Origin of the sequence: Solitalea canadensis DSM 3403 (genome assembly GCF_000242635.2) — a bacterium.
GTDB lineage: Bacteria > Bacteroidota > Bacteroidia > Sphingobacteriales > Sphingobacteriaceae > Solitalea > Solitalea canadensis.
This window is the reverse complement of record NC_017770.1, coordinates 1,722,393-1,748,333: the sequence shown is the minus strand read 5'-3', so window position 1 is coordinate 1,748,333 and position 25,941 is coordinate 1,722,393. Positions and strand designations below refer to the sequence as shown.

Annotated in this window: 15 protein-coding genes; 10 read left to right on the top strand and 5 right to left on the bottom strand. The window is 37.2% G+C overall.

The genetic code is table 11. The features are described 5' to 3' along the window. Positions 1 to 69: 69 nt before the first annotated feature. Positions 70 to 1,245 carry an acetyl-CoA C-acyltransferase gene (locus SOLCA_RS07080; protein WP_014679762.1) on the top strand — a complete coding sequence of 392 codons (1,176 nt, stop codon included), beginning with the start codon at positions 70 to 72 and terminating at the stop codon, positions 1,243 to 1,245. 58 nt (positions 1,246 to 1,303) lie between these two features. Here the strand turns inward: SOLCA_RS07080 and ppk1 are convergent, their stop codons facing one another. Further along, on the bottom strand, positions 1,304 to 3,364 hold the full coding sequence (gene ppk1 / locus SOLCA_RS07075; protein ID WP_014679761.1) for a polyphosphate kinase 1: 2,061 nt from the start codon (positions 3,362 to 3,364) through the stop codon (positions 1,304 to 1,306). 6 nt (positions 3,365 to 3,370) lie between these two features. Then, positions 3,371 to 4,600 (bottom strand): Pycsar system effector family protein, encoded by a 1,230-nt coding sequence (locus tag SOLCA_RS07070; protein WP_014679760.1) that lies wholly within the window; start codon positions 4,598 to 4,600, stop codon positions 3,371 to 3,373. A 67-nt stretch (positions 4,601 to 4,667) separates the two neighbouring features. Here SOLCA_RS07070 and SOLCA_RS07065 point away from each other — a divergent pair, with 67 nt between their 5' ends. Beyond that, the gene (locus SOLCA_RS07065) at positions 4,668 to 5,531 is read left to right on the top strand and encodes an SdiA-regulated domain-containing protein (RefSeq protein ID WP_014679759.1); all 864 of its coding nucleotides are present in this window, start codon (positions 4,668 to 4,670) and stop codon (positions 5,529 to 5,531) included. 3 nt (positions 5,532 to 5,534) lie between these two features. Further along, a complete protein-coding gene (locus tag SOLCA_RS07060; RefSeq protein WP_014679758.1) occupies positions 5,535 to 9,188 on the top strand; it encodes a BamA/TamA family outer membrane protein in 3,654 nt (1,217 codons plus the stop codon). Here the strand turns inward: SOLCA_RS07060 and SOLCA_RS07055 are convergent. After that, entirely contained in the window at positions 9,185 to 11,512 is a 2,328-nt protein-coding gene (locus tag SOLCA_RS07055; protein ID WP_014679757.1) for a GAF domain-containing protein, read from the bottom strand. The two genes, SOLCA_RS07060 and SOLCA_RS07055, sit on opposite strands and share 4 nt — an antisense overlap. Positions 11,513 to 11,853: 341 nt before the next feature. On the opposite strand from SOLCA_RS07055, the gene SOLCA_RS07050 reads away from it, so the two are divergent. The 7 genes from SOLCA_RS07050 to mgtE all read left to right on the top strand — a co-directional run bounded on the left by SOLCA_RS07050 (position 11,854) and on the right by mgtE (position 21,918). Beyond that, complete coding sequence (locus SOLCA_RS07050) at positions 11,854 to 12,534, top strand: DUF4136 domain-containing protein (protein WP_014679756.1); 681 nt, start codon at positions 11,854 to 11,856, stop codon at positions 12,532 to 12,534. A gap of 129 nt (positions 12,535 to 12,663) precedes the next feature. Further along, the gene (locus tag SOLCA_RS07045) at positions 12,664 to 13,575 is read left to right on the top strand and encodes a hypothetical protein (RefSeq protein ID WP_014679755.1); all 912 of its coding nucleotides are present in this window, start codon (positions 12,664 to 12,666) and stop codon (positions 13,573 to 13,575) included. Positions 13,576 to 13,586: 11 nt separating this feature from the next. Then, positions 13,587 to 15,758, top strand: a complete 2,172-nt coding sequence (locus SOLCA_RS07040; protein ID WP_014679754.1) for a S9 family peptidase — start codon at positions 13,587 to 13,589, stop codon at positions 15,756 to 15,758. Positions 15,759 to 16,053: 295 nt separating this feature from the next. Next, positions 16,054 to 17,712: a peptide MFS transporter gene (locus tag SOLCA_RS07035; protein ID WP_014679753.1), complete on the top strand. Its 1,659-nt coding sequence runs from the start codon at positions 16,054 to 16,056 to the stop codon at positions 17,710 to 17,712. A 75-nt stretch (positions 17,713 to 17,787) separates the two neighbouring features. Beyond that, positions 17,788 to 19,494, top strand: coding sequence for a peptide MFS transporter (locus tag SOLCA_RS07030; protein WP_014679752.1), 1,707 nt, complete (start codon positions 17,788 to 17,790; stop codon positions 19,492 to 19,494). A gap of 142 nt (positions 19,495 to 19,636) precedes the next feature. Further along, on the top strand, positions 19,637 to 20,371 hold the full coding sequence (locus tag SOLCA_RS07025; protein ID WP_014679751.1) for a polyprenol monophosphomannose synthase: 735 nt from the start codon (positions 19,637 to 19,639) through the stop codon (positions 20,369 to 20,371). Positions 20,372 to 20,535: 164 nt separating this feature from the next. After that, the gene (gene mgtE, locus SOLCA_RS07020; protein ID WP_014679750.1) at positions 20,536 to 21,918 is read left to right on the top strand and encodes a magnesium transporter; all 1,383 of its coding nucleotides are present in this window, start codon (positions 20,536 to 20,538) and stop codon (positions 21,916 to 21,918) included. A gap of 305 nt (positions 21,919 to 22,223) precedes the next feature. Here mgtE and SOLCA_RS07015 read toward each other — a convergent pair whose 3' ends face one another. After that, positions 22,224 to 23,357 (bottom strand): tetratricopeptide repeat protein, encoded by a 1,134-nt coding sequence (locus SOLCA_RS07015; RefSeq protein WP_014679749.1) that lies wholly within the window; start codon positions 23,355 to 23,357, stop codon positions 22,224 to 22,226. Positions 23,358 to 23,385: 28 nt separating this feature from the next. Further along, the gene (gene gyrA / locus SOLCA_RS07010; protein WP_014679748.1) at positions 23,386 to 25,926 is read right to left on the bottom strand and encodes a DNA gyrase subunit A; all 2,541 of its coding nucleotides are present in this window, start codon (positions 25,924 to 25,926) and stop codon (positions 23,386 to 23,388) included. Positions 25,927 to 25,941 lie beyond the last annotated feature (15 nt).

The following is a 25,941-nucleotide window of genomic DNA, read 5'->3' as shown; positions in this document are numbered from 1 at the left end:
CATTATACATAATATAAAATTGCCTAAATTGCAAGCCAATAGCAATCAATAAAACCTTATATATTTAGCATGAAAGAAGTTGTAATTGTTTCTGTCGCTCGTACCCCGATAGGCAGTATGGGAGGCAGTTTATCTTCATTATCTGCCACCAAATTAGGTGCCATTGCCGTAAAAGCTGCCGTTGAACGCTCAGGCGTTAAACCTGAACTTATTCAGGAAGTATTTATGGGCAATGTATTATCTGCAAACGTAGGGCAAGCTCCTGCTACCCAAGCTGTAAAATTTGCAGGTTTACCATTTATTCCGGCTACTTCTGTGAACAAAGTTTGTGCATCAGGGACAAAAGCAATTATGCTTGCTGCACAATCGATCATGAACGGTGATAATGACATTGTGGTTGCCGGTGGTATGGAAAGCATGAGTAATGCTCCTTATTACTTAGATAAAGCTCGTCAGGGCTACCGTTTAGGAAATCAACAAGTAGTTGATGGCTTAATTAAAGACGGATTATGGGATGTATATAATGATTATCATATGGGTAGCGCTGCCGAACTTTGTGCGACAGACTGTAATATTACCCGTGAAGATCAAGATAATTTTGCCATCGAATCTTATAAACGTGCATTAGCTGCACAAGAAAAAGGTTTATTTAAAGAGGAAATCGTTCCTGTGGAAATTGAGGGAAAAGGCGGAGTTGTTGTAATCAGTGAAGATGAGGAGCCTAAAGCCGTTAAATTCGACAAGATTCCAGGCTTACGTCCTGTTTTCAAAAAAGAAGGTACCGTTACAGCTGCTAACGCTTCAAGCATTAACGATGGCGCTGCTGCTGTTGTATTAATGAGTGCTGATAAAGCAAAAGAGTTAGGCATAAAACCATTGGCACGCATTATTTCTTTTGCAGATGCTCAACAAGCGCCTGAATGGTTTACAACTGCTCCGGCAAAAGCGATTCCTCGTGCTTTAGCAAAAGCTAATATTGACATTAAGTCTGTGGATGCTTTTGAGATCAACGAAGCTTTTGCAGTGGTTTCAGTGGCAAACAACCGCGAATTAGCGATCGATCCTTCGAAAGTAAACGTAAACGGTGGTGCCGTTGCCTTGGGTCACCCTATTGGCATGTCTGGTGCACGTATTGTTGTTACATTAATGTCGGTTTTACAACAACAAAAAGGTAAAATTGGTGTAGCTGGTATTTGTAATGGCGGTGGAGGTGCATCTGCTATCGTTATTGAAAACTTAGCGTAACTAAATTAATAATTACACACCCCCTAACCTCTCTCATGAGGAGCAAGGGGTGTGTTCTTTAAGAACTTTTCTTTAATAGCTTTACATAATCATATATTTCCGCTTGCGATTGATGACGTTCTTCTGCTTTGTGATGCAACCGTTCTGTTGTATTATCTTCTCCCAACACCACAGCCTTACTATTACCTTTCAGCTGCAGCTTTAGTACCTGTTTTACCTGCTCTTTTGGATTTACTGCCAGTACAGGAAAACACACCTCTATCCTACTATGCAGGTTACGGTTCATCCAATCGGCTGATCCCATAAACAATTCATCTTCTCCATTATTAGCAAAATAAAATATTCGCGAGTGTTCCAGGTAACGATCTACAATTCTTGTGATGCTAATATTTTCACTTAGATCAGTTATACCCGGAACAAGGCAACAAATACTTCTGATGATTAGGTCGATCTTCACCCCTGCACAGCTGGCTTCATACAACTTTACGATCATATTTCGCTCTTGCAGGTTGTTCAGTTTGATGACAATCCGTCCCTTTCGTCCTTGCTTCACATGCTCAATTTCGCGATCGATCAAAAGCTCAAAACGTTGTTGTAAATTAAACTGAGCCACCAACAAATGCTCAAATTTTAAAAAGTTATAGGATGATGGCTGCTCTCTCGATTGCAGGTAGGCAAACAATAAATCAAGTTCCTTAGTGATGTCCTTATTTGTCGTCATTAGTACCTGATCGCAATAAAAGCGAGCAGTAGCTTCATTAAAATTTCCAGTAGCCAATAATCCATAGTAACTATGTTTCAACCCAGACTTTTTATGTACCAAAGCAATTTTTGCATGTACTTTTAAACCCGGAATGCTATAGACAATCTTAACGCCTGCAGCTTTCATTTTCTTGGCCCAACGAATATTATTCGCTTCATCAAAACGAGCCTTCAACTCCACAAAAACTGTTACTTTTTTTCCGTTTTTAGCTGCGCCTATCAATGCATTGGCGATATAGGAATCAGCTGCAATACGATAAAGCGTCACAAATAGTTCTTCGGTACTCGGATCAATTGCAGCTTCATTAAAAAAGCGTAAAATGTAATCGTAGGATTGATAAGGAAGATGAATAAGTTGATCCGCTTTATCAATGGCTGTAAAAATAGAGTCAATGTTTTTAAGTTCGGGATGATGCTGAGCAGGCCACGTCTCATATTCCAGCTGTTTCCCTATAGGGTTGGGTAAGTTCGCAAGGTCTTTCAGATTATGATATCGCCCTCCCGCAAACATTTCATTAGGCGATAATGCACAAAAGTGCTGAAGGTAATTTAGCAAGGTTTCCGATATGCCTTCTTCATACAGAAAACGTGTAGGAACTCCAAAGTCACGCTTTTCAATTTCGTTTTGGAGTAACTCAGCTATATCCGGACTAAATTCATCAATGATATTCAGCTCGGCATTTCGGGTAATCTTAATACTGCAACATTCCAACACCTCATGATCCGGAAAAATTACCTGGAAGTTATCCCGGATGATATCATCTATAAAGAACAACTGAAAATCGACCGAAGATCTAACCGAAACGAACCGGGGTAAATGAGTAGACGGTATGTTTACTAACGCATATTGATTACCGGAGTTTTCTACTCCTTTCGATTTTAATAGCAGAGCGAAGTAAATGCAATTATTTTCCAGTAAAAAATCACTTTTTCCGTTCAAAAAAACGGGATGCAAAAATGACAGGATACGGGTAAAGAAATAATCCCTTGTGTAATCACGATATTCATCAGGAATATTCTTTCCATAATTAAAAAACACATGATGTTTTTTTAATTCGGGAATAATTGAGTGGATCAATGTGGCCCCAAACTCCTGCTGTTGTTTGCTTACTGTTAACTGAACTTGCTTTAGCAGGTCATTCGTAACGATTTGATCAACAACATCCGGTAATTCAATATTGGCTGTAGCCAATAAAACCGGCATTCTAACCCTAAAAAACTCATCAAGGTTGGAAGAATAGATGGAAAGGAATTTTATCCGTTCGTAAACCGGAACCTCTGTTGCCTGGGCTTCTTGCAAAACCCTGTAATTAAATAATAACCAACTTAAATCTCTGTCGAAAAAAACAGGCGTCATAACTATTTAGTCTTTTGCAAAGAAAAATGCCGCAATAGCAAATGAAAGAACTGAGATCACAAAACCAAACATGAATATATTATAGGCTATCCGTAGCATTTTATATTTACGACCTAATACCAATCCAAGGTTATAAATATCACGGGTCATACTTCCATATAAAAAGTCTTTATCTTTCATTACTTCCTGTATTCCCCATTCGTAATCTTTTAAGCTCATTCTATAGAAATTACCAAAATACAATAAGTTGGCGCGTTTGTTTTCAATATCGTCTTTCGAAAACATTCCAGAGGTTACTGTCGGGCGCGTGGCTAAAATGGCAAACACAATGGTAAACAAACTCGAAGCAACAAATAAAATGGTCGGAAGAATAAAATGAGGGTTATCTTCCAAGCGTCTTAATAAAACTGAAATGACAATGGAAACAATAATTGAGTTGACAGAAATCATAATATTTGCTTTACTATCGGCCATCTCGCTCAATCGCAAGTGATTTGTAGAGGTGGTTCTAAACATTGTTTCAATTCCCCTACCCGGCTTATCCTCCTCTTTATCTTTTTGTTTCTTTTCTTTCTTTCCTTCAGCAAGCGGTAATGTTTCCTGAACAAACGACTCATTCATTTTTTCAGCTTCCTTTTCCTTTTGTTTTTCTTTCAGCTTATTAACATTTCCTTTCAAGCCTTGTGCTAAAAGTGTGCGGGCGAAATCTGTATTATATTGGTGTGATTCGAGAAAAAAAATGGAATTCTCACGCCATTGACTGCCCTTGAGCTTTTTGTTGGTGATTAACTCCAACTCTGCTCGCAGGCTTTTACTTTTTTCATCATAATCAGCTGTACCCAGATGAAAAAGATCGGCGTCGCAAACGATTTCTTCTAATAAATTTTTCGGTTTTTGAGGTAATTGTGTAGCCAGAATACAACCTTTTATTTGTTCAATAATATCATCTTCAACATGTAGATTTTTAAGGTATTTTTCTGCCTGTACAGCACTTTCAGGAACATGTAAAGCAGGTGTTGTGTATAAATAACCAATATCATGTAACCATGCCGCCGATAAAACAATAAACAGGTCGTGAAGGTTTAGTTGGTAATGGGCACCTATTTGCTCAGATGCTTTTACTACATCAAGTGTATGTTGCAAATTGTGGTAAGTAAGTTGTTCACTATCATGAGAAGCGTAAAGTGATCTCACGTACTTTTCTATTTCGGTAAGTAATTCCGGATATGTAGTCATAAATTATTGGTTATTTTCTACTATAACAAGTTAAACTAAATTTCGTGTTTTTATCTTATATTAAAATATGATAAAATTTTACTTTTTAATCACCGGACTGGCAATAACAGTCTTAACATTTGCCTGTAATCCAGACTCTAAAGCACAAAAAAACGCTTCGCCCAAAGGTTATAATCTTGTACAGCCTGATGATAAAATAACATTTAACGAATTGTTAGATGAAATATCAGGTATCGCATTTTACCCTGACGGAAAGAAACTGGCAGCCATTAATGATGAAGAAGGTTATCTTTTCACTATTGATCTTCAAACCAAAAAAGCAGACGAAGGTGTTAAGTTTGGTAAATCGGGCGATTATGAAGATATCTGCAATGTTAATGGTGTTTGGTATGTGTTAAAGAGCAATGGAGCAATTTACCAGCTAAGAGATACCAGCGACCATAAATTCACACATACAGAATATGATTTTCCTGAAAAAACAGGCTATGAATTTGAAAGCTTGTATCATGATAAATCGTCCAACAACCTTGTCATTATCTGTAAAAAATGTAGTAATGATGACGGTGTGGTATCTGCCTTTAGCTTCGACCTTGCTACTCATCAATTTAACAGGTCTCCCGTTTTTCAAATTACAATTACGGATGATTTAAGTGAACCCACGGGAAAAAAGAAAGAAAAAAAAGGGGCACAGTTCCAACCTTCAGCAGCTGAGATTCATCCGGTAACCGGCCAACTCTATATCCTCTCTCATCAACAAAAACGATTAATCATCACGGATTTAAAAGGCAAAATCGAATCGGTGTACAAACTCGATCCAAAGCTGTTTAAGCAGCCTGAAGGAATTGCGTTTAGCAGTAACGGAGATCTCTACATTTCTAACGAAGCGAAGAACAGTTTTGCCAATATTTACAAGTTTTCCTACAAGCCTTAATTTATGAGATCAACTCATTGCAAACTTTTAAAATCTATATTTCTCTTAGGCTTTCTTTTGCTGTCGGCAGCGGCAAGTGCCCAGCAAGTTGTTCACCGTGTGATATTAATTGGTGATGCAGGTGGATTAATTAACGGACGAAATCCGGTGGTTGATGCTGCAACAAAACGTTTTTCACTGAGCGACTCTACTACCACTTTGGTTTATCTGGGTGATAACGTTTATGAAAGAGGAATGTATGATGAAGATCATCCAAATTATCACGAAGCTGTAGAAATATTAAAATATCAATCGGTGGTTGGACTTCATAAGCAGTCGAAAGTAATTTTCATTCCCGGAAATCACGACTGGGCGCAAGGAAGGCCTCCTGGTTACCAACGCATTTTAAATCAACAGGAATGGTTGGATAGTTTAAAATCACCTAACATAAGACTATTACCCAAAGATGGTTGTCCGGGTCCCGAAGAGGTTATTTTAAGTGACAAACTGGTGATGTTAGTGTTGGATACACAATGGTGGCTTCATCCGTATGACAAACCCGGTTTAACCTCTGATTGTATCTGTAAAACAGCCGACGAAGTACTCGCCAAACTAAGTGAACTGGCTTATAAAAACCGCGACAAAGCGATTATCATTGCCATGCATCACCCTTTCAGAAGTAATGGGATTCATGGCGGCTACTATACCATCAAGCAACACATTTTTCCTTTTACAGATCTCAACAAAAACCTGTACATACCCTTGCCTATTATTGGCTCTATCTACCCTATTTCTCGTTCTGTTTTTGGCAATATTCAAGACTTGCCACATCCGAAATACAAAAAAATGGTAACTAGTGTAGAGGAAACACTGAAGGATTATAAGCAATTGGTATTTGTTTCAGGGCACGACCATGACTTGCAATTGATAAAGGAAGACGCTAAAACTTACATTGTTAGTGGTTCAGGTTATAATGAAAGCAGGGTTCGTGAAGGCAGGAATGCACTGTTTGTTAATCCGGGGCATGGTTATGCCGTTTTGGAGCAAACCGCAAACGGTGAATTGAATGTTCAGTATTATACGGTAAATGATAAAGCGGAAGATAAGCAAGCTTTTGCGTCGAATGTTTATCAATTAAAAGACGTAATACAATCAACCGTTACAACCGACTCTATTGTTAATTATCCAGATAGTACTGTTGTAGTAGCGGATAGTCGTTATGAAGAAGCCGGCAGTTTTAAACGATTTATTCTAGGTGAAAATTATCGTAAGATCTGGAATCTCCCTGTTAACACTAAAATTATAAACCTCCGGAAAGAAGGTGGAGGTTTTAAAATATTGGAACAAGGTGGCGGACATCAAACTAAATCGTTGCGATTGGCGGATACGGCTGGTTTAGAGTGGGCATTAAGAACCATCAGAAAATCACCCGAAATGGCTTTACCCGCAGAATTAAGAGAAACGGTTGCCCGTGAAGTTTTACAAGATCAAATTTCTGCAGCTATGCCTTACGCTCCATTGGTGATCAGCACAATGGCAACTGCCTTAAACATACCGCATGCAAAACCTCAAATTGTTTTTGTTCCCGACGATCCTTTTTTAGGCCAATACCGGAAAGACTTTGCCAATACGTTGTGTCTGCTAGAACAACGCGAACCTGTAATGCCAGGTAAAACACTAACAACACCTAAAATGGTAAAGGCGTTGAAAAAGGATAACGATAATTCAGTTGACCAGAAAGCTGTTTTGCGGGCTCGGTTATTTGATCTTGTAATTGGTGATTGGGACCGTCATGAAGACCAGTGGCGTTGGGCTTATGTAGAAAAAGGGAAAGGAAAAAGGTTCTACCCCATTCCGCGCGACAGAGATCAGGCTTTCTTTGTAAATCAGGGTGTTTTACCCAAAATGGTTTCTGCTCCGTGGTTGTTACCGATGTTCCAGGGTTTTGGGCCAAAAATCAAAAATGTGAATGGATTTATGATGGGAGCTAAATTTTTCGATCGAGATTTCTTAAACGAACTGGAAGAAAAAGACTGGAAGAAAATTTCAATGGAAGTAGCAGAATCGCTTACAGATAGTGTTATTGATGCCGCAATGAAAGGCTTCCCTCCTGAACTCCCTCGCGAAACGGTTAACACCATCGCCTCAAGCTTAAAAAGCCGACGGGATATATTAGTGCAAAACGCACTTATTTTCTATAAATACCTTTCCAATCAAGTAGATGTGTCAACCTCTAATAATCAGGAATTATTCGCTATTAAACGATTAGATAGTGGCAAGGTAGCGGTAAGTATTCACAAAATTGCTAAAGATCAGCAAATCAAAAAAGAGATTTATCAGCGGGAGTTTAATCCATCGGTAACTAAAGAAATTCGATTATTTGGAGAAAAAGGCTCAGATGTTTTTGACATTAGTGGAGATAATTCATCCCCTATAAAAATAAAGGTAATTGGCGGAGGAGATATAGATACGTTTAAGGTTGCTTCCAATACGGGATCACCCGGAAAAATCTTTATATACGATCATCAACAGGAAAAAAATAACCTGGAAGTTGAAAGTAATGTCAAGCTTAAGTTATCGTCAAAAGATGAAGGAAACACTTATGTGAGTCGGGATTTTAAATACAATCAGCAAATACCCTCTTTAATAGCCGGTTACAACCTTGATGATGGTGTTATTATCGGAGCCGCATTAACATTGGTTAACTATGCTTATTTGAAGAAACCGGAGGCATCACGTCAACGTATCGTTTTAGGGCATTCCTTATCTACCAAAGCATTTTACTTTAAATACCATGCTCAGTTTAATGAGGTATTCGGAAAAACGGGTTTAGTGATCGATGCAGAAACACTCGGTCCGAAAAATACTGAAAACTTCTTTGGTTTAGGAAATGAAACCATTTATGATTCAGCAAATGAAACGATTACATTTTATCGAAGTAGATATAATGTATTTAACTTAAATCCCGCATTCCAATTCAAATTAGGAAGTAAAATAAAGTTCGATATCGGCCCATCTTTTCAATATTTTAAAATGGATGAAAGCGATAACGAAGGGCGTTTTATTGCTGATCCTGCGTTAAACAAACTGGACGAACCCAATCTTTTCAGTACCAAATTTTATACAGGCATTCAAATGGATGCGATTATAGATACCAGAGACCATATAGTTTTACCGAGCCGTGGTATTTACTGGAAAACCAGCTTTAAATCTATCTATGGCTTAAATAAGGAGAGCAATGATTTCACACAATTAAGAAGTGATTTGAGTTTGTTTATGAGCTTTCATCTACCAGCACGTTTGGTAATTGCCGACCGAGTTGGAGGTGGCTTTACAGGAGGAAATCCATCCTTTTTCCAGCATCACTATATTGGAGGAACCCATTTAATGGGATTCCGTAAAAATCGGTTTGCTGGCACCAGCTTTTTATATAACAATTTCGAATTCAGGTATAAACTTTTGGATTTTAGGACCTACCTATTTCCCGGTAGTCTTGGCATTATAGGTTATAAAGATATTGGACGTGTATGGATAGAAGGCGAAAACTCATCGAAATGGCATAACGGTATTGGCGGAGGCATTTACCTCTCGCCGGTTAACATGCTGGTGGTAACTGCTATTTTCGGGCATTCAAGGGAAGAAAACCTTCCTTATGTAACCCTGGGTTTCAGATTTTAGTCTTGATTATAAAGAACCCTTACGCGCAAACCATTTAAACCGCTAACACCTTGTAGTTCCTCCAGTTCAACATTTTCAACCTCAGGCGCTAACATGCCTTTGTTCTGGAGGAATTCAATATACTGCAGGTATTCATCCGCTTGCTTTGCATTAGAGTAGACAATCGAAATATGATCCTCCTTGGTAAAACGTTCCTTGGTATCTTTGATCAATGCTTTATCAATTCGCTTTTTCATGATCTCATACCTGATGTTATAAGAACCTTCTACATCAAATCTTCTTTCATCTTTTCTAAAGCTAATTGATATAGGTTGTCGATAGGCAAGGATCAAATGCGTTGTCTGCAGTGGAATATCCAAATCAGGCAAAATATTTTTAGTTAACCGGGCAATCTCAACCATCGAAGTTAATTGCCATAACTGAAGATTCTTCAGATAAACTGAATCAAATGGCTTTTTAGGTACAATCGATTGGCCGATATAGATGTTATATTCAACCCCATCGGTTCTGTATTTTTCAAAATAATGCGGATAGATCTGCTGTACTTCTTCTTTCTCTTTATCCAGATAGGTATTGATCACTCCATTAATCTTTGCAAGTCCTGCCTCATATTCTCGCTGATGCAAGTGGAATTTTCCTGTTAGTTCATCCGTTGCTTCTTCGTATTCTTCAATATGAGGTAAGTAAGTAGTATCTACCTTTAAAATGTACTCAAAAAAATCAGCTATGTCTGCTCTAAAGAAATCATTGATCCGCACTTCATCCTCAGTACTGAGTTGCCTGGCCGTTAACTCCCGAAATTGATTACATTTAAACAGCAACTTCTCCAATAATGGCAATTTAACTTTTAAGCTAAACAGGTCCAGTAAATCTTCCGTTTCGGCAATTTGGTTCAAAATATCTTTACGAATGGCAATGTTTCGTTCTATAGACGAGTTTCTGACATCTATCGCCCCATACAATGGGTAAACATTATCAAAAATAATATCAGGAACGGGAGCTTCAATTGCAGATTTGTTTTTAAGATATTCCCATGCCACTTCATTGAATTTCCATTCAACAGCCGGCTGCAAAGAGGTAAATTTCTTCTTAATTAACTTATCCATCCTGGCTTTAAAACGCTCCACCATATAGAAAAACAACTCTTTAATAATTGGTGTAGCCTGTTTTACAGAATGCATCACTTCTGTAGTCAGAAAGCCGGCATCTGGAGCACCAATTTCTAACACGCCTAAAGGTTTGCCATTATTATAGATGGGAATCGCCAGGTAACTATGAATTCTTTTATCAAGCAACGTTTTAAGATAAGGGTACTGAGCAACGGCCTGCTCATCAACAACCGGGATAAATAAGGGTTCTTTTTTTTCTTCAAAGAACCTTGCTGAATCCCTGTAGCTTATATGATTAGGACATACCTCCATTGTATTTATCAAAATATGCTCAGATTTAATTTCCTCATCAATAATTACCTGGTCATTCACCTTTAAAAAAGGCATGATACCAATGCATAACTTACGGTTACCTAACAATGTCTTTAGGCCATCTTCCACCTGCGACATGGTCAATTCCGATTCCTGGGTATGCATATTCAATACGGCATTTTTGATGATAGATAATGCTTCTTCTGAAGTCGCATCTTCAACCGTTAATATGGTAAAGCCCGACAACGTAAATTTCTCCAGGGGCAATATGGTTTTAAGTAAATCGAAATTAGAAAAACCGGTATTTTGTAGGTCGACCAAGTAAGCACTGATATCAGGGAGTTCTCCATCTACGTCAACTTTAATAAACCTATTATCGAGGTTTACCTTTAAATACTTGATACTGTTTTGTTCCCCTTCAACCCATTTTTGCATAAACATACCCCCTATTCCAACACGAAGGTTATAGCATTTATCAAAAATGATCTTATAAACAAATCGAAGATCTCTTTCCGGGCTTCCGAAAGGATCAACTGTTAAATCTTTTAAATGTCCATCCGCATTCAAAAAAGTTTTCTCAAATGCGTCAGTATAATAGAAAAGCGTAGGTGGAAAAGGAGAACTTAATGCCATCAATTGCGTCTCTTCGTTTGCTGCAAGCGGCATTAATGACAGTTTAATTAAGCTAATCAACTCTTCTTTATCTTTTAAAGAGTCAATTGAGGTATCTAATAAATCCGGACAAGATTCAATTCTATCAATAATTTCACTATAAACTTTTCTTTCAATAGAACTAACAGTCGCCACCTTTTCTTTAAGAAACTCCAGGAATGGCGCAAATGTAAGCTTGCCTTTTATTGGAAAAGTATCGGGTTGTGGTAAACTAAGTTCAACAAGTTTCATAGTTTATTAATATAAATAATATCTGAATTATTAATAACAGCAGAGGGTCAAAAATGTTCAGGTCAAAAATTTAGAATTGAATTAGGAGACCTCCTCAAAATAATTTATTACTAAATATAACTTTCTATTAATTATCAGCAACTTAACAAGGCTAATTTTAATACAGAATAGCGGTCAATCTTTCAAAAAGTAGTTTTTCAAACTCTGGAATTAAATTATAAACTAATATTAATCTTTAAAGTATTTTCTATATATTTAATTAAGGCTTGCAATTCGCCTGTATTTCAAACAATTCGACGAAAAAAATCACAAAAATGTCTCTTGTCTATTTTTAACTGATTATGATTAAAAATTACGTTCTCTCAAGTGTTGGCACAAGGTGTTTGACGCTATTCATCTCTACCGCATTATTGTTTTCAGCTTGTTCTCCCGCCACAAAAGTTACCGCAACATGGAAAGATAAGGATGCAGAAGCTAAAACTTACAAGAATCTTTTCATTGTAGCTTTAGGAAAAAATCTTGCTTACAAAAAAACCATTGAAGATAAAATGGCTACCTCATTAACGAATACAGGAGCCAAAGTAACCGAAAGCACTAACGTATTCCCTCCTGATATGACAAAAGATAAAGCGTTGGACAGGGAACAATTACTTCAGAAATTCAAAGAAGCTGGTTGCGACGCTATTATTTCAGTGGCTTTGGTAAACAAGGATTCAGAAACCCGTTATGTACCAGGAACAACAGCTTATGCTCCAGGAGGTTATTATGGTAATTTCTGGGGATATTATGGAGGAATGGGTCCTGCTATGTATGATCCAGGCTATTATACAACCGACAAAACCTATTATCTAGAAACTAATTTATATGATGTAAATACTGAAAAATTAGTTTGGTCAGGTCAATCGGAAACATTAAATCCGGATAATATTGACAAAGCAGCTACCGAATTTGCAAACATTATCGTAACAAAAATGGTATCCGATGGGGTGATACACTCGTCGGCCTCACCTGCTAAGAAATAACATCCAATTAAAATAATAAGAGCTGGTAATTTACCGGCTCTTATTATTCTATCATTTTTGTGACAAATCAAACTTCAAAAGCATAATTTCTTTCAATAATTATATTTGAAGCTTATTTTGATCAGAAAAATGAAAAAGGCCCAAATCATTTTGCTCGGATTAGTTTTAGCTTTCTCCACGGCAGTAGCTCAAAACAAAACCGAAGTTCAGTTAAAGCAATACGAAGCGACACTGAAAAAGATTGATGCACAAGTTATTAACGGTGAAAGTGATGTAGAACGAAGAAACTCGACCTATACATTTATTAAAACACTCGTTCAGGCACTCAAACTTCCAGGTTCATATAATTATCCTTTCGATTCGCTGAAAACAATCTCAATTGTAAAAGATCCTTTAAATAAGTTCAGAATTTTTAGCTGGGCCTTTGCTGAAGAAGATGGCACATCTCGTTTTTATGGAGCAATTCAAATGAATAATCCTCAAAAATTGGAGTTGTTTCCGCTAAAAGATTATTCGCCTGCCATAAAAAATATTCGCGATACGATAACTACTAATGAATACTGGGTAGGTGCACAGTATTATGAAATTATTCCACCGGTAAAACCAACCGATCCTTATTTATTATTGGGATGGAAAGCGAATGATCCTAAAACCAGCATGCGCATTATTGAACCTATTACTTTCGAAAATGATAAAGTAAAGATGGGTGCTCCTGTTTTTAAATTAGAAAAAGGTAAAATTGCCAACCGGATGGTGTTTGAATATGGGAGAAGTTTATCAATGATGCTTAAGTATCTTCCATCAAAAAAATGGATCGTATTTGATCACCTGATACCAAGTCAGCCTGCGAAAGAAGGTTTCTATGAATTTTATGGACCTGATCTTTCCTACGATGGTTTAAAATATGAAAATGGAAGTTGGGTATTTATGTCGAATCTAAACCTCACAAACGATCCGTCTATCAGCGACGAGTTATTTAACGATCCTAAAAAACTGGCATTACCTCAAAATCAGCCAGCGAAAAAAGATAAAAAATACTAATCCATAAATTGATGAAGAAAAATTTATTACCCATTGTTTTGTTGCTATTGCCTGCATTGGCGATAGGACAAAAGAAGCCGATTACGTTAGATGACATATATACCAAACGCAGTTTTATTGCCGGAGGTGTATTTGGCTTAAAATCCATGAATGATGGTAAACATTATTCGTCGCAGTTAGCTGATAAGAGTAAGGAAGATGTGTATGTGCTTAAGTATGATTATTTAAGCGGATCGGTAAAAGACACTATTCTAAAAAATAGTAGCCTACTTTTTAAAGGAAAGAGTCTTAAAATGGACGATTATGCGTTCAGTAATGATGAAAGCAAAGTGTTGGTTGCAACTGAAACGGAGCAAGTATACCGTCGTTCTTTCCTTGTCAACAATTTTGTTTATGATCGTAAATCAAAGTCACTAACTGCTGTATCTGAAACTGGTAAGCAGAAATATGCTGACTTTGCTCCCGATGCTTCAAAAATCGCTTTTGTTAGAGACAACAATATTTTCATCAAAGACCTTAACAGTGGTGAGGAGAAAAAAATCACAACGGATGGTGTAAAAAACAAAATCATTAACGGGGGTACTGATTGGGTTTATGAAGAGGAATTCGAATTTGCCAGAGCCTTTTTTTGGTCACCTGATGGCAAAAAAATAGCTTATTACAAATTTGATGAGACGGAGGTTCCTGAAATAAGCATTCCTGTTTATAATGGCTTGTACCCTGAAGAATATCGTTACAAATATCCCAAAGCGGGAGAAAAGAATTCGATCGTAAGTATTCATGTTTATGATCTTACCACCGGTTCAACAACCACTGTTGATGTTGGTGCAGAAAAAGATCAATACATCCCACGTATTAAATGGACAAACGATGCAAACACCTTGTGTGTGTTCCGCATGAATCGTCATCAAGATAAATTAGAGTACTTATTTGCGAATGCGCAAACAGGTGCAACAAAGGTTGTTTTAACTGACAATGACAAACGTTATATTGATGTAAATGATGATTTGACGTTTTTGGCCGACAATAAATCATTCCTATTAACTAGCGAACAAGATGGTTTCCGTCATATTTATTTGTATGACATGACCGGAAAACTAATTCGACAGGTCACTAAAGGGAACTGGGAGGTTATTTCATTATATGGTATAGATGAGCAATCAAAAACCATTTATTACCAGTCGACAGAAACAGCTCCGGCTAAGCGTGATATCTATGCAATCAAAATAGACGGTACAGGAAAGAAAAAAATCACCTCAATTGAAGGTACAAATAATGCCACTTTTAGTACTGATTTCTCTTATTTTATCAATTCGTATAGTAATGCAAACACCCCTGCCGTATTTAGTTTAAATGACAAAAACGGAAAACAACTAAGGGTGTTGGAAGAAAATAAAAAGTTAAAAGAGAAACTTTCTGGCTTTGTTTATCAACCTAAAGAATTTATTGAAGTACCAATGCCTGATGGTTTAAAATTGAATGCATGGATCATCAAACCTTCAAATTTTGATGCAACGAAGAAATATCCTGTGTTTATGTACGCTTATGGCGGTCCAGGTAGTCAGCAAGTTTTAGATTCTTGGAATGGCGGTGATATCTGGTTCCAAACATTAGCTGATAAAGGTTACATCGTTTTCTGTATGGATAACAGAGGTACTGGAGGTCGCGGTGCTGATTTTAAGAAGGTAACTTATTTACAATTAGGAAAATACGAAATACAAGATCAGATTGATGCTGCAAAGTGGTTAAGAACTCAATCTTATGTGGATGCTTCTCGCATTGGATACTATGGTTGGAGTTTTGGAGGATATATGGCCTCTTTAGCTATTACTCGTGGTGCTGATGTATTCAAAATGGCGATTGCCGGTGCTCCGGTTACTTCATGGAGGTATTATGACAGTATTTATACCGAACGTTTCTTACGTACACCACAAGAAAACGCTTCGGGTTATGATGATAACTCTCCTATTCATTATGCAGAAAATTTAAAAGGTAAATTTCTGCTCATTCATGGAACGTTTGATGACAATGTGCATTTCCAAAACTCGGCTGAAATGGCACTTAGCCTGATCAAAAAAAATAAGCAGTTTGATAGCTTCTATTATCCGAATGAGCATCACGGGGTAAGATATCGCTTACAGTTACAAACCATGATGATGGACTTTATTCTTAAGAATTTATAAGCTATGAATCGATCTAACAAAAAAAAGCCTGCAATATTGCAGGCTTTTCTCATTTCTAACGACATTTTTACCTTTCAAAATAGATTTAAGTGGCGTTGAATAAACTTAACAACAATTTGATTATCAATAGTTAACATTAGCTTATTTAGGTTAAACCATATTAATTAGCTTGCAAACGTTTCCATAACAGAAAAATATTTTTACTTTAGCGGCTTTGGGAAAATCTTTGTCCCCTAAACCAATCAAATAAACGAATAAAATAAAGGCTATTTAAAACCAAAATTAAAACCTCATAATGTCAACAACCAAGGCGAAACACCCTAAAGGACTTCCTTTTCTTTTTTTATCGGAAATGTGGGAACGATTCGGATACTATTTAATGATAGGAATTTTCACCCTCTACCTTAAAGATGTAAAAGCCGGTTTCGCAATGACAGAAGCAGAATCTGCTGATTTATACGGAACCTTTATCGCATTAGTCTTTCTAACTCCTTTTCTTGGAGGTTTGATTGCCGATCGTTACTTAGGTTATGCAAAATCAATCATTATTGGTGGTATTTTAATGGGAATAGGCTATTGTACAATGGCTATTCATGATCTTACCATGCTTTATGTATCAATGACATTGGTAATTGTGGGTAACGGATTTTTTAAGCCCAATATCTCAACCTTATTAGGAAATATCTACTCAACTCCGCAATTTGAAACCAGAAAAGATGAGGGTTACAATATCTTTTACATGGGTATCAACATTGGTGCCTTTATCTGTAACTTCTTCGGTGCTGCATTATATATTATGCTAGGCTGGGAATATGCATTTATTGCAGCCGGTATTGGTATGTTCATAGGTGTATTGGTGTTCATATCAGGATTACGTCATTACAAAGCATTTGATGTTAAAAAAGGAGTTCAGGATGGCGATATGCCTTTTTCGAAAATTATTTACTTGATTCTTTTACCGTCAATTGTAGCTGGAGTTATTGGCTGGATTGTACCGCAAGCATTATTAGGACATCCATTAATTGGCACTAACAGTACAGACGCTTTTATTTTCGCTTGTATTCCGGTCGTTTATTTCTATGGATCTTTATTCATGCAAGCTTCTAAGGAAGAACGACGACCGATAGCAGCATTATTAACGGTTTTTGCAGTAGTAATTCTATTTTGGGCCGTTTTCAAACAAAATGGTAGCGCATTAAATACCTGGGCCGACAGATATACCGACCGACACGTTTCCACTCCTATCGCTGAAAAAGCTTTTACTTCCTTAAGTTTATCACAAACAGTTACCTACAAAAAAGATTCAGTTGCCTTATACGATGAAGCATTCCGTTTACAAAAAGTAAATGGTCAACCTATAAAAGAATTTAATTACCCATTATACTTCAGAAACGTAACACCAAATCAACTTCCTTCTGAAGGAACTACAGTTGAACTTTGGGCTACAAACCTTAGTCAATCAATCAACCCTGGATGGGTTATTATTTTAACGCCATTGGTGGTTGCTTTTTTCACCTGGTTACGTAAACGCAATCAAGAACCTTCAACAGCAACTAAAATTATGTTTGGTATGTTCATTTCAGCTCTTTCGGTATTAGCCATGGTTGCTGCTGTATACGCCGGAAATAATGGGGCTGAGAAAGTGTCTGTTTTATGGTTAATGGGTGGTTATGGAATCATTACAATTGGAGAACTTTTCTTAAGTCCGATGGGACTTTCTCTAGTATCAAAATTAAGTCCTACCCGGATTACCTCATTAATGATGGGCGGTTGGTTCTTATCAACCTCAATTGGTAATAAATTATCAGGTGTATTAGCTTCTATGTGGGATACATATGATCATAAAGCTAATTTCTTCTGGGTTAATTTCGCCTTATTAATGGTATCGGCACTTATTGGTTTCGCGCTGTTAAAATGGCTTAACACTATTATGAAAGAAAGAGGAATTAAATAAGTAATAAACTTGCTAATTACTAACAAGTTAACTATATAGCAATCATTATAATAGTAGCACATTTTTACACACAAAATGAATCAAAATCAAACACTTGCACAAGAGCAGGATGCTCTAAAAGCAAGCTCTAAACATCCAAAAGGTCTTTGGGTATTATTCGGGACCGAGATGTGGGAGCGCTTCAACTTCTACGGAATGAGAACCCTTTTAACCTTATTTATCGTTCATTCTTTGATGATGAGTGAGGAAACTTCATCATTAATTTATGGGGGATTCTTAGGCTTGTGTTACCTGACTCCAATGCTAGGGGGCTTTATTTCTGACAGATTCCTGGGAAACAGGTACTGTATTATGCTTGGAGGAAGCTTGATGGCTATCGGGCAGCTCTTATTATTCTTTAGTGCAAGTACTTTTGATACAAATTTAGGCCTGGCAAAAATCTTATTATATGTTGCTTTAGGTGTCATTATTTTCGGTAATGGTTTCTTCAAACCAAATATCTCTTCAATGGTTGGTAGCTTATACCCTGCTCAAGAGAAAAATAAATTAGATACTGCATTTACCATTTTCTATATGGGTATCAATGTGGGTGCTTTCTTAGGTCAGTTTATCTGCCCTATGTTAGGCGACGTTGTTGATGCAGCTGGTAATCGTGATATTTTTGCATTCAAATGGGGCTTCTTAGCGGCTTCAGCGGCTATGGTGATTGGTACTGTTTCTTTCTACTTCTTGAAAGATAAATATGTAAAAACTCCTGAAGGAAGACCTATCGGTGGCTTACCTAAACACAACACAGCCTCAGACTTTGCTGAAGGCGAAGCCCAAAAAGCTCACTTTACTTCTACCGCTTTAACTGTTTCAGTAATTGCTTTCATTGCATTATCCTTTATTTTCCATAAATTATTTGGTCAGAACATAATTTATTCAATCATTTATGGAAGTGGTTTAACTCTTGCTGGCTTAATTTTATCCGACAAATCATTAACAAAAATCGAGAGAGACCGTGTTTTGGTTATCTACATCGTTTCTTTCTTTGTTATTTTCTTCTGGGCAGCCTTTGAACAGGCTGGTTCATCATTAACATTTATTGCCAATAACCAAACAGACCGTAACTTTTTTGGATGGTCGATGCCTCCATCAATGGTTCAGATTTTCAACGGAATTTTTGTTGTTGCATTTGCTGTTCCATTCAGTATGCTTTGGGATAAATTAAGAACTGCTGGAAAAGAGCCAATCTCTCCTTTTAAACAAGCAATTGGTCTATTCTTAATTGCCCTAAGTTATTTTATCATTGCCTTTAATGTTAAAGATTTAGGATACTCTGGTTTGTTAGCTATTAAATGGTTAATCCTTTTATACCTGATTCAAACCTTTGGAGAGCTTTGTTTATCGCCTATCGGTTTATCTTTAGTAGGTAAATTAGCGCCAAAACGTTTCGCTTCTTTATTATTTGGTGTATTCTTCTTATCTAATGCTTCGGGTTATGCTCTAGCAGGAACATTAGGTTCTATCTTACCGGCTACTGGTGATAAATTTTTAAAGGCTAAAGAAGCTGGTATTGATTTGCAAGCCGTTTTGGATAAAACAGTAACACCAACGGCTGAACAATTGAAATTTTTAACTGCAAATAACATTAACCATGTAAATCCTGTTTTTGCAGGTTTTGAAATCCATAACTTATTCGAATTCTTTATGGTATTCGTTATTCTTTGTGGTGTTGCTTCTGTATTATTATTTGCATTAACTCCAAAACTGAAAAAAATGATGCACGGAATAAGATAATTATCCTGCTATTTTTCATACTATTTAAGAAAAGTTTCCTGAAATCAGGAAGCTTTTCTTTTTTGAGGAATTCGTAAAATATTAGTTCAACTTCATTTATTAGCGTTTCTTAAGCTATATTCGCATTCCAAATAAAATAACAGTGTCAGATAGCATCGTCATAATACCGACATACAACGAGAAAGAAAATGTTGAGAAAATGATCAGAAAAGTTTTCTCATTAAATTACGCATTTCATGTATTAATTATCGACGATGGTTCACCAGACGGAACTGCTACTATTGTAAAAGAATTACAAAAAGAATTTCCCACGCAACTTTTCTTACAAGAAAGAAAAGGAAAATTAGGTTTAGGTACTGCCTACATTCATGGTTTTAAATGGTCGTTGCAACGCCATTATGAGTTTATATTTGAAATGGATTGTGATTTCTCACATAATCCTGAAGACTTGATTCGCTTGCGTCAGGCTTGTGTTGATGGTGCTGACCTGGCAGTTGGATCAAGATACATTACTGGTGTTAATGTGGTCAACTGGCCAATGGGCAGAGTATTAATGTCGTATTTTGCATCACGTTATTGCAGGTACATTACAGGTGTAGAAATTCATGATTATACTGCAGGTTTTAAATGTTATCACAGAAAGGTTCTTGAAACGATTGACTTGGAAAAAATCAAGTTCATTGGGTACGCGTTCCAGATTGAGATGAAGTTTACTGCTGTTAAACATGGATTCAAATTGGTTGAAGTTCCAATTATTTTTACCGATCGAACAGCTGGAACATCTAAAATGAGCCCCAAAATATTCAGGGAAGCCATCTTAGGGGTAATACAGATGAAGGTTCTGAGTTGGTTTCGAAAGTATCCTCAAGCTGTATAAATTCTCTTTGCATTTATTAACATTTCCTTGCATTTCCGAAGTAAAATAAATACGCAAAAATGGTCTCTTTTTTGCGTTTTATTGCTGTTTCTTTCGTAGAAAAATCTACTTTTGCGTCAATAAAAAAATTAACACCAATGTAGAATAATTCATCAACGGAAAACATGATCGAGACAACTCAAATCCAGGAAATTTTAGAACTGATTGAGCAAAAAAAGTTTTTTGCATTACGAAAAATTATCAAAGACTGGCACCCGAGTGAGCTAGCTGAGTTGTTTGAAGATATTCCGCTTGATGATCGTGCTATTGTTTTCAGAGTACTTCCCCGCGATTTAGCATCCAATACATTCGAATACCTCGACATTAAAATCCAAAAGGATTTAATGAAAGGCTTAGGCCAGGAACGTGTTGCCGACATTTTAAATGAAATGTGGGCTGATGATCGTACTGCCCTTTTCGAAGAATTACCAGGTCCGGTAGTAAAACAATTACTCGAACTTTTAAGTCCTGAAGAACGCCGTGTTGCAAGTACGCTATTAGGGTACCCCGAAAACACAGTTGGTAGATTGATGCTTCCAAACTATATTTCCGTTAAGGAGTATTGGACGGTAGAACGAGTTTTGGATCATATTCGCCGCTACGGGCATTTAACCGAATCATTAGGTATATTATATGTTATCGATGGTACCGGCAGGTTAATCGATGAAATACGCATCAATGATATTTTGCTTGCTCCGTTAGATACAAAAGTAAATGAGCTAATGGATGGCAACTTTGTTTATCTACATGCAAATGATGATAAAGAAGCAGCTATTGAAGTATTTAAACAATATGACCGTGTATCACTACCTGTTGTTAATTCAGATAATATATTGATCGGTATTGTAACGGTTGATGATATGCTGGATATTGTTGAGGAAGAAGATACCGAAGATATTCAGAAATTTGGTGGTTTGGAGGCTCTTGAAGCGCCTTACCTTGATACTCCTTTATGGGAGATGATAAAAAAACGGGCAGGTTGGCTTGTCATCCTATTTGTGGGTGAAATGCTAACAGCAACTGCTATGAGTTATTTTGAACATGAAATTGAGAAAGCAGTAGTTTTAGCCTTGTTCGTTCCTCTGATTATTTCGAGTGGCGGTAATTCTGGCTCGCAAGCAGCAACTCTTATTATCCGCTCCCTGGCACTTGGAGAAGTAACATTAAGCCAATGGTGGAAAGTAATGCGCAAGGAGATCATTTCCGGTATTTTATTGGGATCAATTTTAGGAGTGATTGGCTTTATCAGAATCGGCGTTGCCGAATTGATTATTCCGGGTTTATATGGCGACCATTTTCTCCTCATTGGGTTGGTTGTAGGATTATCACTGATCGGAGTTGTACTGTGGGGAAGCCTATCAGGCTCAATGCTTCCATTTATGCTTCGCCGACTTGGCTTTGACCCCGCAACATCTTCTGCCCCATTTGTGGCCACATTAGTTGATGTTACGGGTTTGGTAATTTACTTTACAGTTGCATCAGCTATTTTAAAAGGGATATTGTTATAGTTGCCAGTTTTGACTTTATTTTGGTCCATAGTCCATAGACCATGGTTATTTGTAAAGTTTAAGACTAGAAGGTAAGGCATGCAAAGTTGCAAAGATGCGAAGTTATTTTTAACTACTTTGCTGTTTATCTGATTTGTAAAGTCTTAGATTATTGACTATCAATTTTAGTTCTCAGAACTGAAGATTAAAAACTCTAATAAGTTTTACAAGTACCATGGACTATGGTCTATGGTCCACTGGCACTAAACATATAAAAAAACGCACGATGTTAAACACCGTGCGTTTTTTGTTTTATGCGTTTATGCTTATTCTAATGCCTTTAATGCAGCATCAACTTTAGCATATTTTTCTTTTTGGTTAGTACGAGCGTAAACCTCTTTTAAAGAAATGATTACGTTACGATCTTTAGGATTGATTTCGTAAGCTTTCTCTAAATAAGGAAGAGCCTCTGTAGCTTTTTTCTGGAATTTAGCACGCTCAGCATCGTATTCTTTAACTTTGCTAGCAGGTAATTGATTTGCTTTTTTGATGATCTCAGCAGCTTCATTGTAATATAAAGCACCTAAGTTATAGTTAGCGTCAAAATAGTTAGGATCAATTTCTAAAGCTTTTTTGTAAGCAGCTGTTGCTTCATCCATTTTCTTAGCATTTTCGTAAGTTACGCCTAACGTAAAGTATAACGTTTTATTCGTTGGGTCACTAGCAATAGCTTTATTTAACTTATCTACGATAACATCTGATTTACCTTCACCTAAATAAAAGTTGATTTCGTCAATCATTAATGTATTATCAGTAGGGAAAATCTTACGTCCTTTATCCAATGTAGCTACAACAGCATTTTTGTCGCCGGCAGCTTTATAGATTTCTGCTAACTGGTGATAGATGTATGGCTCTTTATTGTAGTCCATATCCGCTAACTTTTGATAAGCAGCTTTAGCCTCATTGTTATCCTTTAGCTTTTCAGCCATGATACCAATATTTAAGTACAATGAAGTATCCTGAGGATTAACCTGTGAAGCGAATTTGAACTCTTTTAATGCAGTTTGATAATCTTCTTTATTGTTTGCAGCGATACCTTTGTTATAGCTCGCAGCATAAATATTGAAGTATGCATTCTTCATTTCATTCTCATCCAATTGCTTTTTAACGTCCAGTTCTTTTGCTTTATTCAAAGACTCATAAGCAATAGCTACCGGATCATAATCAAGGTTCTTTTGAGCTGTATCTAATGCAATTGCACCGTAAATTTTACCTTTTAAGAATAAAGTTTTAGCCTGGTTAGCAGTTTTAGGATTTGCAGCAGCCTTATCGATTGATTCTTTCGCTTTCGCATATTGACCGATCATTACCATCTTCTCGGCATTATCAACTTCTGCATTTTGTGCTTTAGCAACGACAGCGGCTGCTAAAAACAATCCTGATAACAAGATTTTTTTCATTTCAGAATTTTACTATTTATCGTAATAATTAATTTTCCTTTTCTTCTGATGACGATTCATTTGCACTATCGGTTGCATTTCCTGTTTCATCAATTTCTGCATCCTCACCTGCATCTTCAATTTTTGCTACTGAAGCGATCTCATCATCCTCGTTAAGTTTTATTAGGCGCACACCCTGCGTTGCACGTCCCATAACACGTAACTCATCCACACCAATGCGTATAGTAATCCCCGATTTGTTGATAATCATCAAATCATCAGATTCTTTTACATCTTTAATAGCGATCAACTGACCGGTTTTTTCGGTAACATTTATGGTTTTCACACCTTTACCACCGCGGTTAGTAACACGATACTCTTCAATATCAGAGCGTTTACCATAACCTTTCTCAGAAACCACTAAAATATTCGTTTCACTATCTTCAACAGCAATCATGCCAACCACCTCATCATCTACACCTGATAAAGTAACACCTCTTACACCTGCCGCTGTACGACCCATTGGACGAACAGTACTTTCGTTGAAACGAATAGCTCTTCCTGATTTTAATGCCATCAATATTTCAGAGTTACCCGTAGTTAAACGAGCTTCTAATAATTGATCACCTTCGTTCACTGTAATGGCGTTAATACCTGTTACACGCGGACGAGAATAAGCTTCCAGCGTAGTTTTCTTGATGGTTCCCTGTTTGGTACACATCATGATGTAATTGCTTTCCAGGTAAGCAGGATCATTAAGCGTTTTAACCGTGATAAATGCTTTAACCTTATCATCACTCTCAATCTGAATCAGATTTTGCATTGCCCTGCCTTTGGATGTACGGCTTCCCTCAGGAATTCCATAAACTTTCAGCCAGAAACAACGTCCTTTTTCAGTAAAGAACAACATATAATTATGTGTTTGAGCGATGAACAAGTGCTCTATAAAGTCCTCTTCACGGGTACTTCCACCCATTGAACCTCTACCACCTCTAGCCTGTTTACGGTATTCGGTCAGTTTAGTGCGTTTGATATAACCGGCATGAGAAATAGTAATAACTACATCTTCATTCTCAATTAATGATTCAATATCAATTTCACCTTCGGCATGTACGATCTGAGTTTTACGCTCATCACCGTACTTGTCCTTCATCTCTGTCAGTTCATCTTTGATGATGCCCATACGTAAACCTTCATCAGCTAAAATTGCTTTTAAGCGTTCGATTGTTTGCATTAATTCAGCATATTCATCTTTGATTTTATCACGCTCCAGACCTGTTAAACGACGAAGCGTCATATCAAGGATTGCACGAGCCTGAATATCACTTAAGCCGAATTTCTCCATCAATCCAACACGAGCCTCTTCAGGAGTCGGAGAGTTACGGATCAATGAGATTACTTCGTCTAAATGATCTAAGGCGATCAATAAACCTTCCAGAATATGAGCTCGTTTTTCAGCTTCTGATAATTCAAATTTGGTACGGCGGATAATTACTTCATGACGATGTTCCACAAAATAGTGGATCAGGTCTTTAAGATTCAACATCATCGGACGGCCTTTTACAAGAGCGATGTTGTTGATACTAAATGAAGTTTGCAGCGCAGTATATTTGTAAAGATTATTCAGTACGATATTGGCATTTGCATCACGTTTAACTTCGTAAACAATGCGCATACCCTGACGATCAGACTCATCTCTGATCTCGGAAATACCTTCAATTTTCTTTTCGTTAACCAATTCAGCGGTGCGTTCGATCATCATCGCTTTATTGATCTGATAAGGAATTGCACTTACAATGATACGCTCACGGCCATTGTCAAGTGTCTCAATTTCCGCATTGGCACGCATTACCACCCTGCCTCTTCCAGTGTTAAAAGCATCTCTGATACCTTCAAAACCATAAATGGTTGCTCCGGTAGGAAAATCTGGGCCTTTAACAAATTTCATCATCTCATCAATTGTAATGTCGCGGTTATCGATATAGGCAATAGTTGCGTCAATTACTTCCGAAAGATTATGAGGAGCCATATTGGTTGCCATACCAACAGCAATACCTGAAGCTCCGTTTACTAAAAGATTAGGGATTTTTGCAGGAAGAACAGTTGGTTCTTCCAATGAGTCATCGAAGTTTAGTTGGAAATCAATTGTATCTTTATTGATATCGGCAAGCATTTCCTCCGCAATTCGGCGCATACGAACCTCTGTATAACGCATTGCCGCCGGATCATCACCGTCAACCGAACCAAAGTTTCCTTGTCCGTCAACAAATGGATAGCGTAGTGACCAATCCTGAGCCATACGTACCATCGCATCGTACACAGATCCGTCACCATGCGGGTGATACTTACCTAACACCTCTCCTACAATACGAGCTGATTTTTTGTGAGCTTTGTTGCTACCAACTCCTAAATCGAGCATACCGTATAAAACACGTCTGTGAACTGGTTTTAATCCGTCACGAACATCAGGTAATGCTCTGGAAACAATTACCGACATCGAATAATCGATGTAGGCAGACTTCATTTCCTCTTCAATATTAATTGGAATGATTTTACTTCCGTTCGTCTGTTCGTTATTCTCTTCTGCCATTTATTGATGGTTGAT

What these genes read in the sequence shown, in the direction of transcription:
- SOLCA_RS07080 (WP_014679762.1), top strand. Translation starts at nt 70, where the DNA reads ATGAAAGAAGTTGTAATTGTTTCTGTCGCTCGTACCCCGATAGGCAGT.
- ppk1 (WP_014679761.1), bottom strand. Translation starts at nt 3,364, where the DNA reads ATGACGCCTGTTTTTTTCGACAGAGATTTAAGTTGGTTATTATTTAAT.
- SOLCA_RS07070 (WP_014679760.1), bottom strand. Translation starts at nt 4,600, where the DNA reads ATGACTACATATCCGGAATTACTTACCGAAATAGAAAAGTACGTGAGA.
- SOLCA_RS07065 (WP_014679759.1), top strand. Translation starts at nt 4,668, where the DNA reads ATGATAAAATTTTACTTTTTAATCACCGGACTGGCAATAACAGTCTTA.
- SOLCA_RS07060 (WP_014679758.1), top strand. Translation starts at nt 5,535, where the DNA reads ATGAGATCAACTCATTGCAAACTTTTAAAATCTATATTTCTCTTAGGC.
- SOLCA_RS07055 (WP_014679757.1), bottom strand. Translation starts at nt 11,512, where the DNA reads ATGAAACTTGTTGAACTTAGTTTACCACAACCCGATACTTTTCCAATA.
- SOLCA_RS07050 (WP_014679756.1), top strand. Translation starts at nt 11,854, where the DNA reads ATGATTAAAAATTACGTTCTCTCAAGTGTTGGCACAAGGTGTTTGACG.
- SOLCA_RS07045 (WP_014679755.1), top strand. Translation starts at nt 12,664, where the DNA reads ATGAAAAAGGCCCAAATCATTTTGCTCGGATTAGTTTTAGCTTTCTCC.
- SOLCA_RS07040 (WP_014679754.1), top strand. Translation starts at nt 13,587, where the DNA reads ATGAAGAAAAATTTATTACCCATTGTTTTGTTGCTATTGCCTGCATTG.
- SOLCA_RS07035 (WP_014679753.1), top strand. Translation starts at nt 16,054, where the DNA reads ATGTCAACAACCAAGGCGAAACACCCTAAAGGACTTCCTTTTCTTTTT.
- SOLCA_RS07030 (WP_014679752.1), top strand. Translation starts at nt 17,788, where the DNA reads ATGAATCAAAATCAAACACTTGCACAAGAGCAGGATGCTCTAAAAGCA.
- mgtE (WP_014679750.1), top strand. Translation starts at nt 20,536, where the DNA reads ATGATCGAGACAACTCAAATCCAGGAAATTTTAGAACTGATTGAGCAA.
- SOLCA_RS07015 (WP_014679749.1), bottom strand. Translation starts at nt 23,357, where the DNA reads ATGAAAAAAATCTTGTTATCAGGATTGTTTTTAGCAGCCGCTGTCGTT.
- gyrA (WP_014679748.1), bottom strand. Translation starts at nt 25,926, where the DNA reads ATGGCAGAAGAGAATAACGAACAGACGAACGGAAGTAAAATCATTCCA.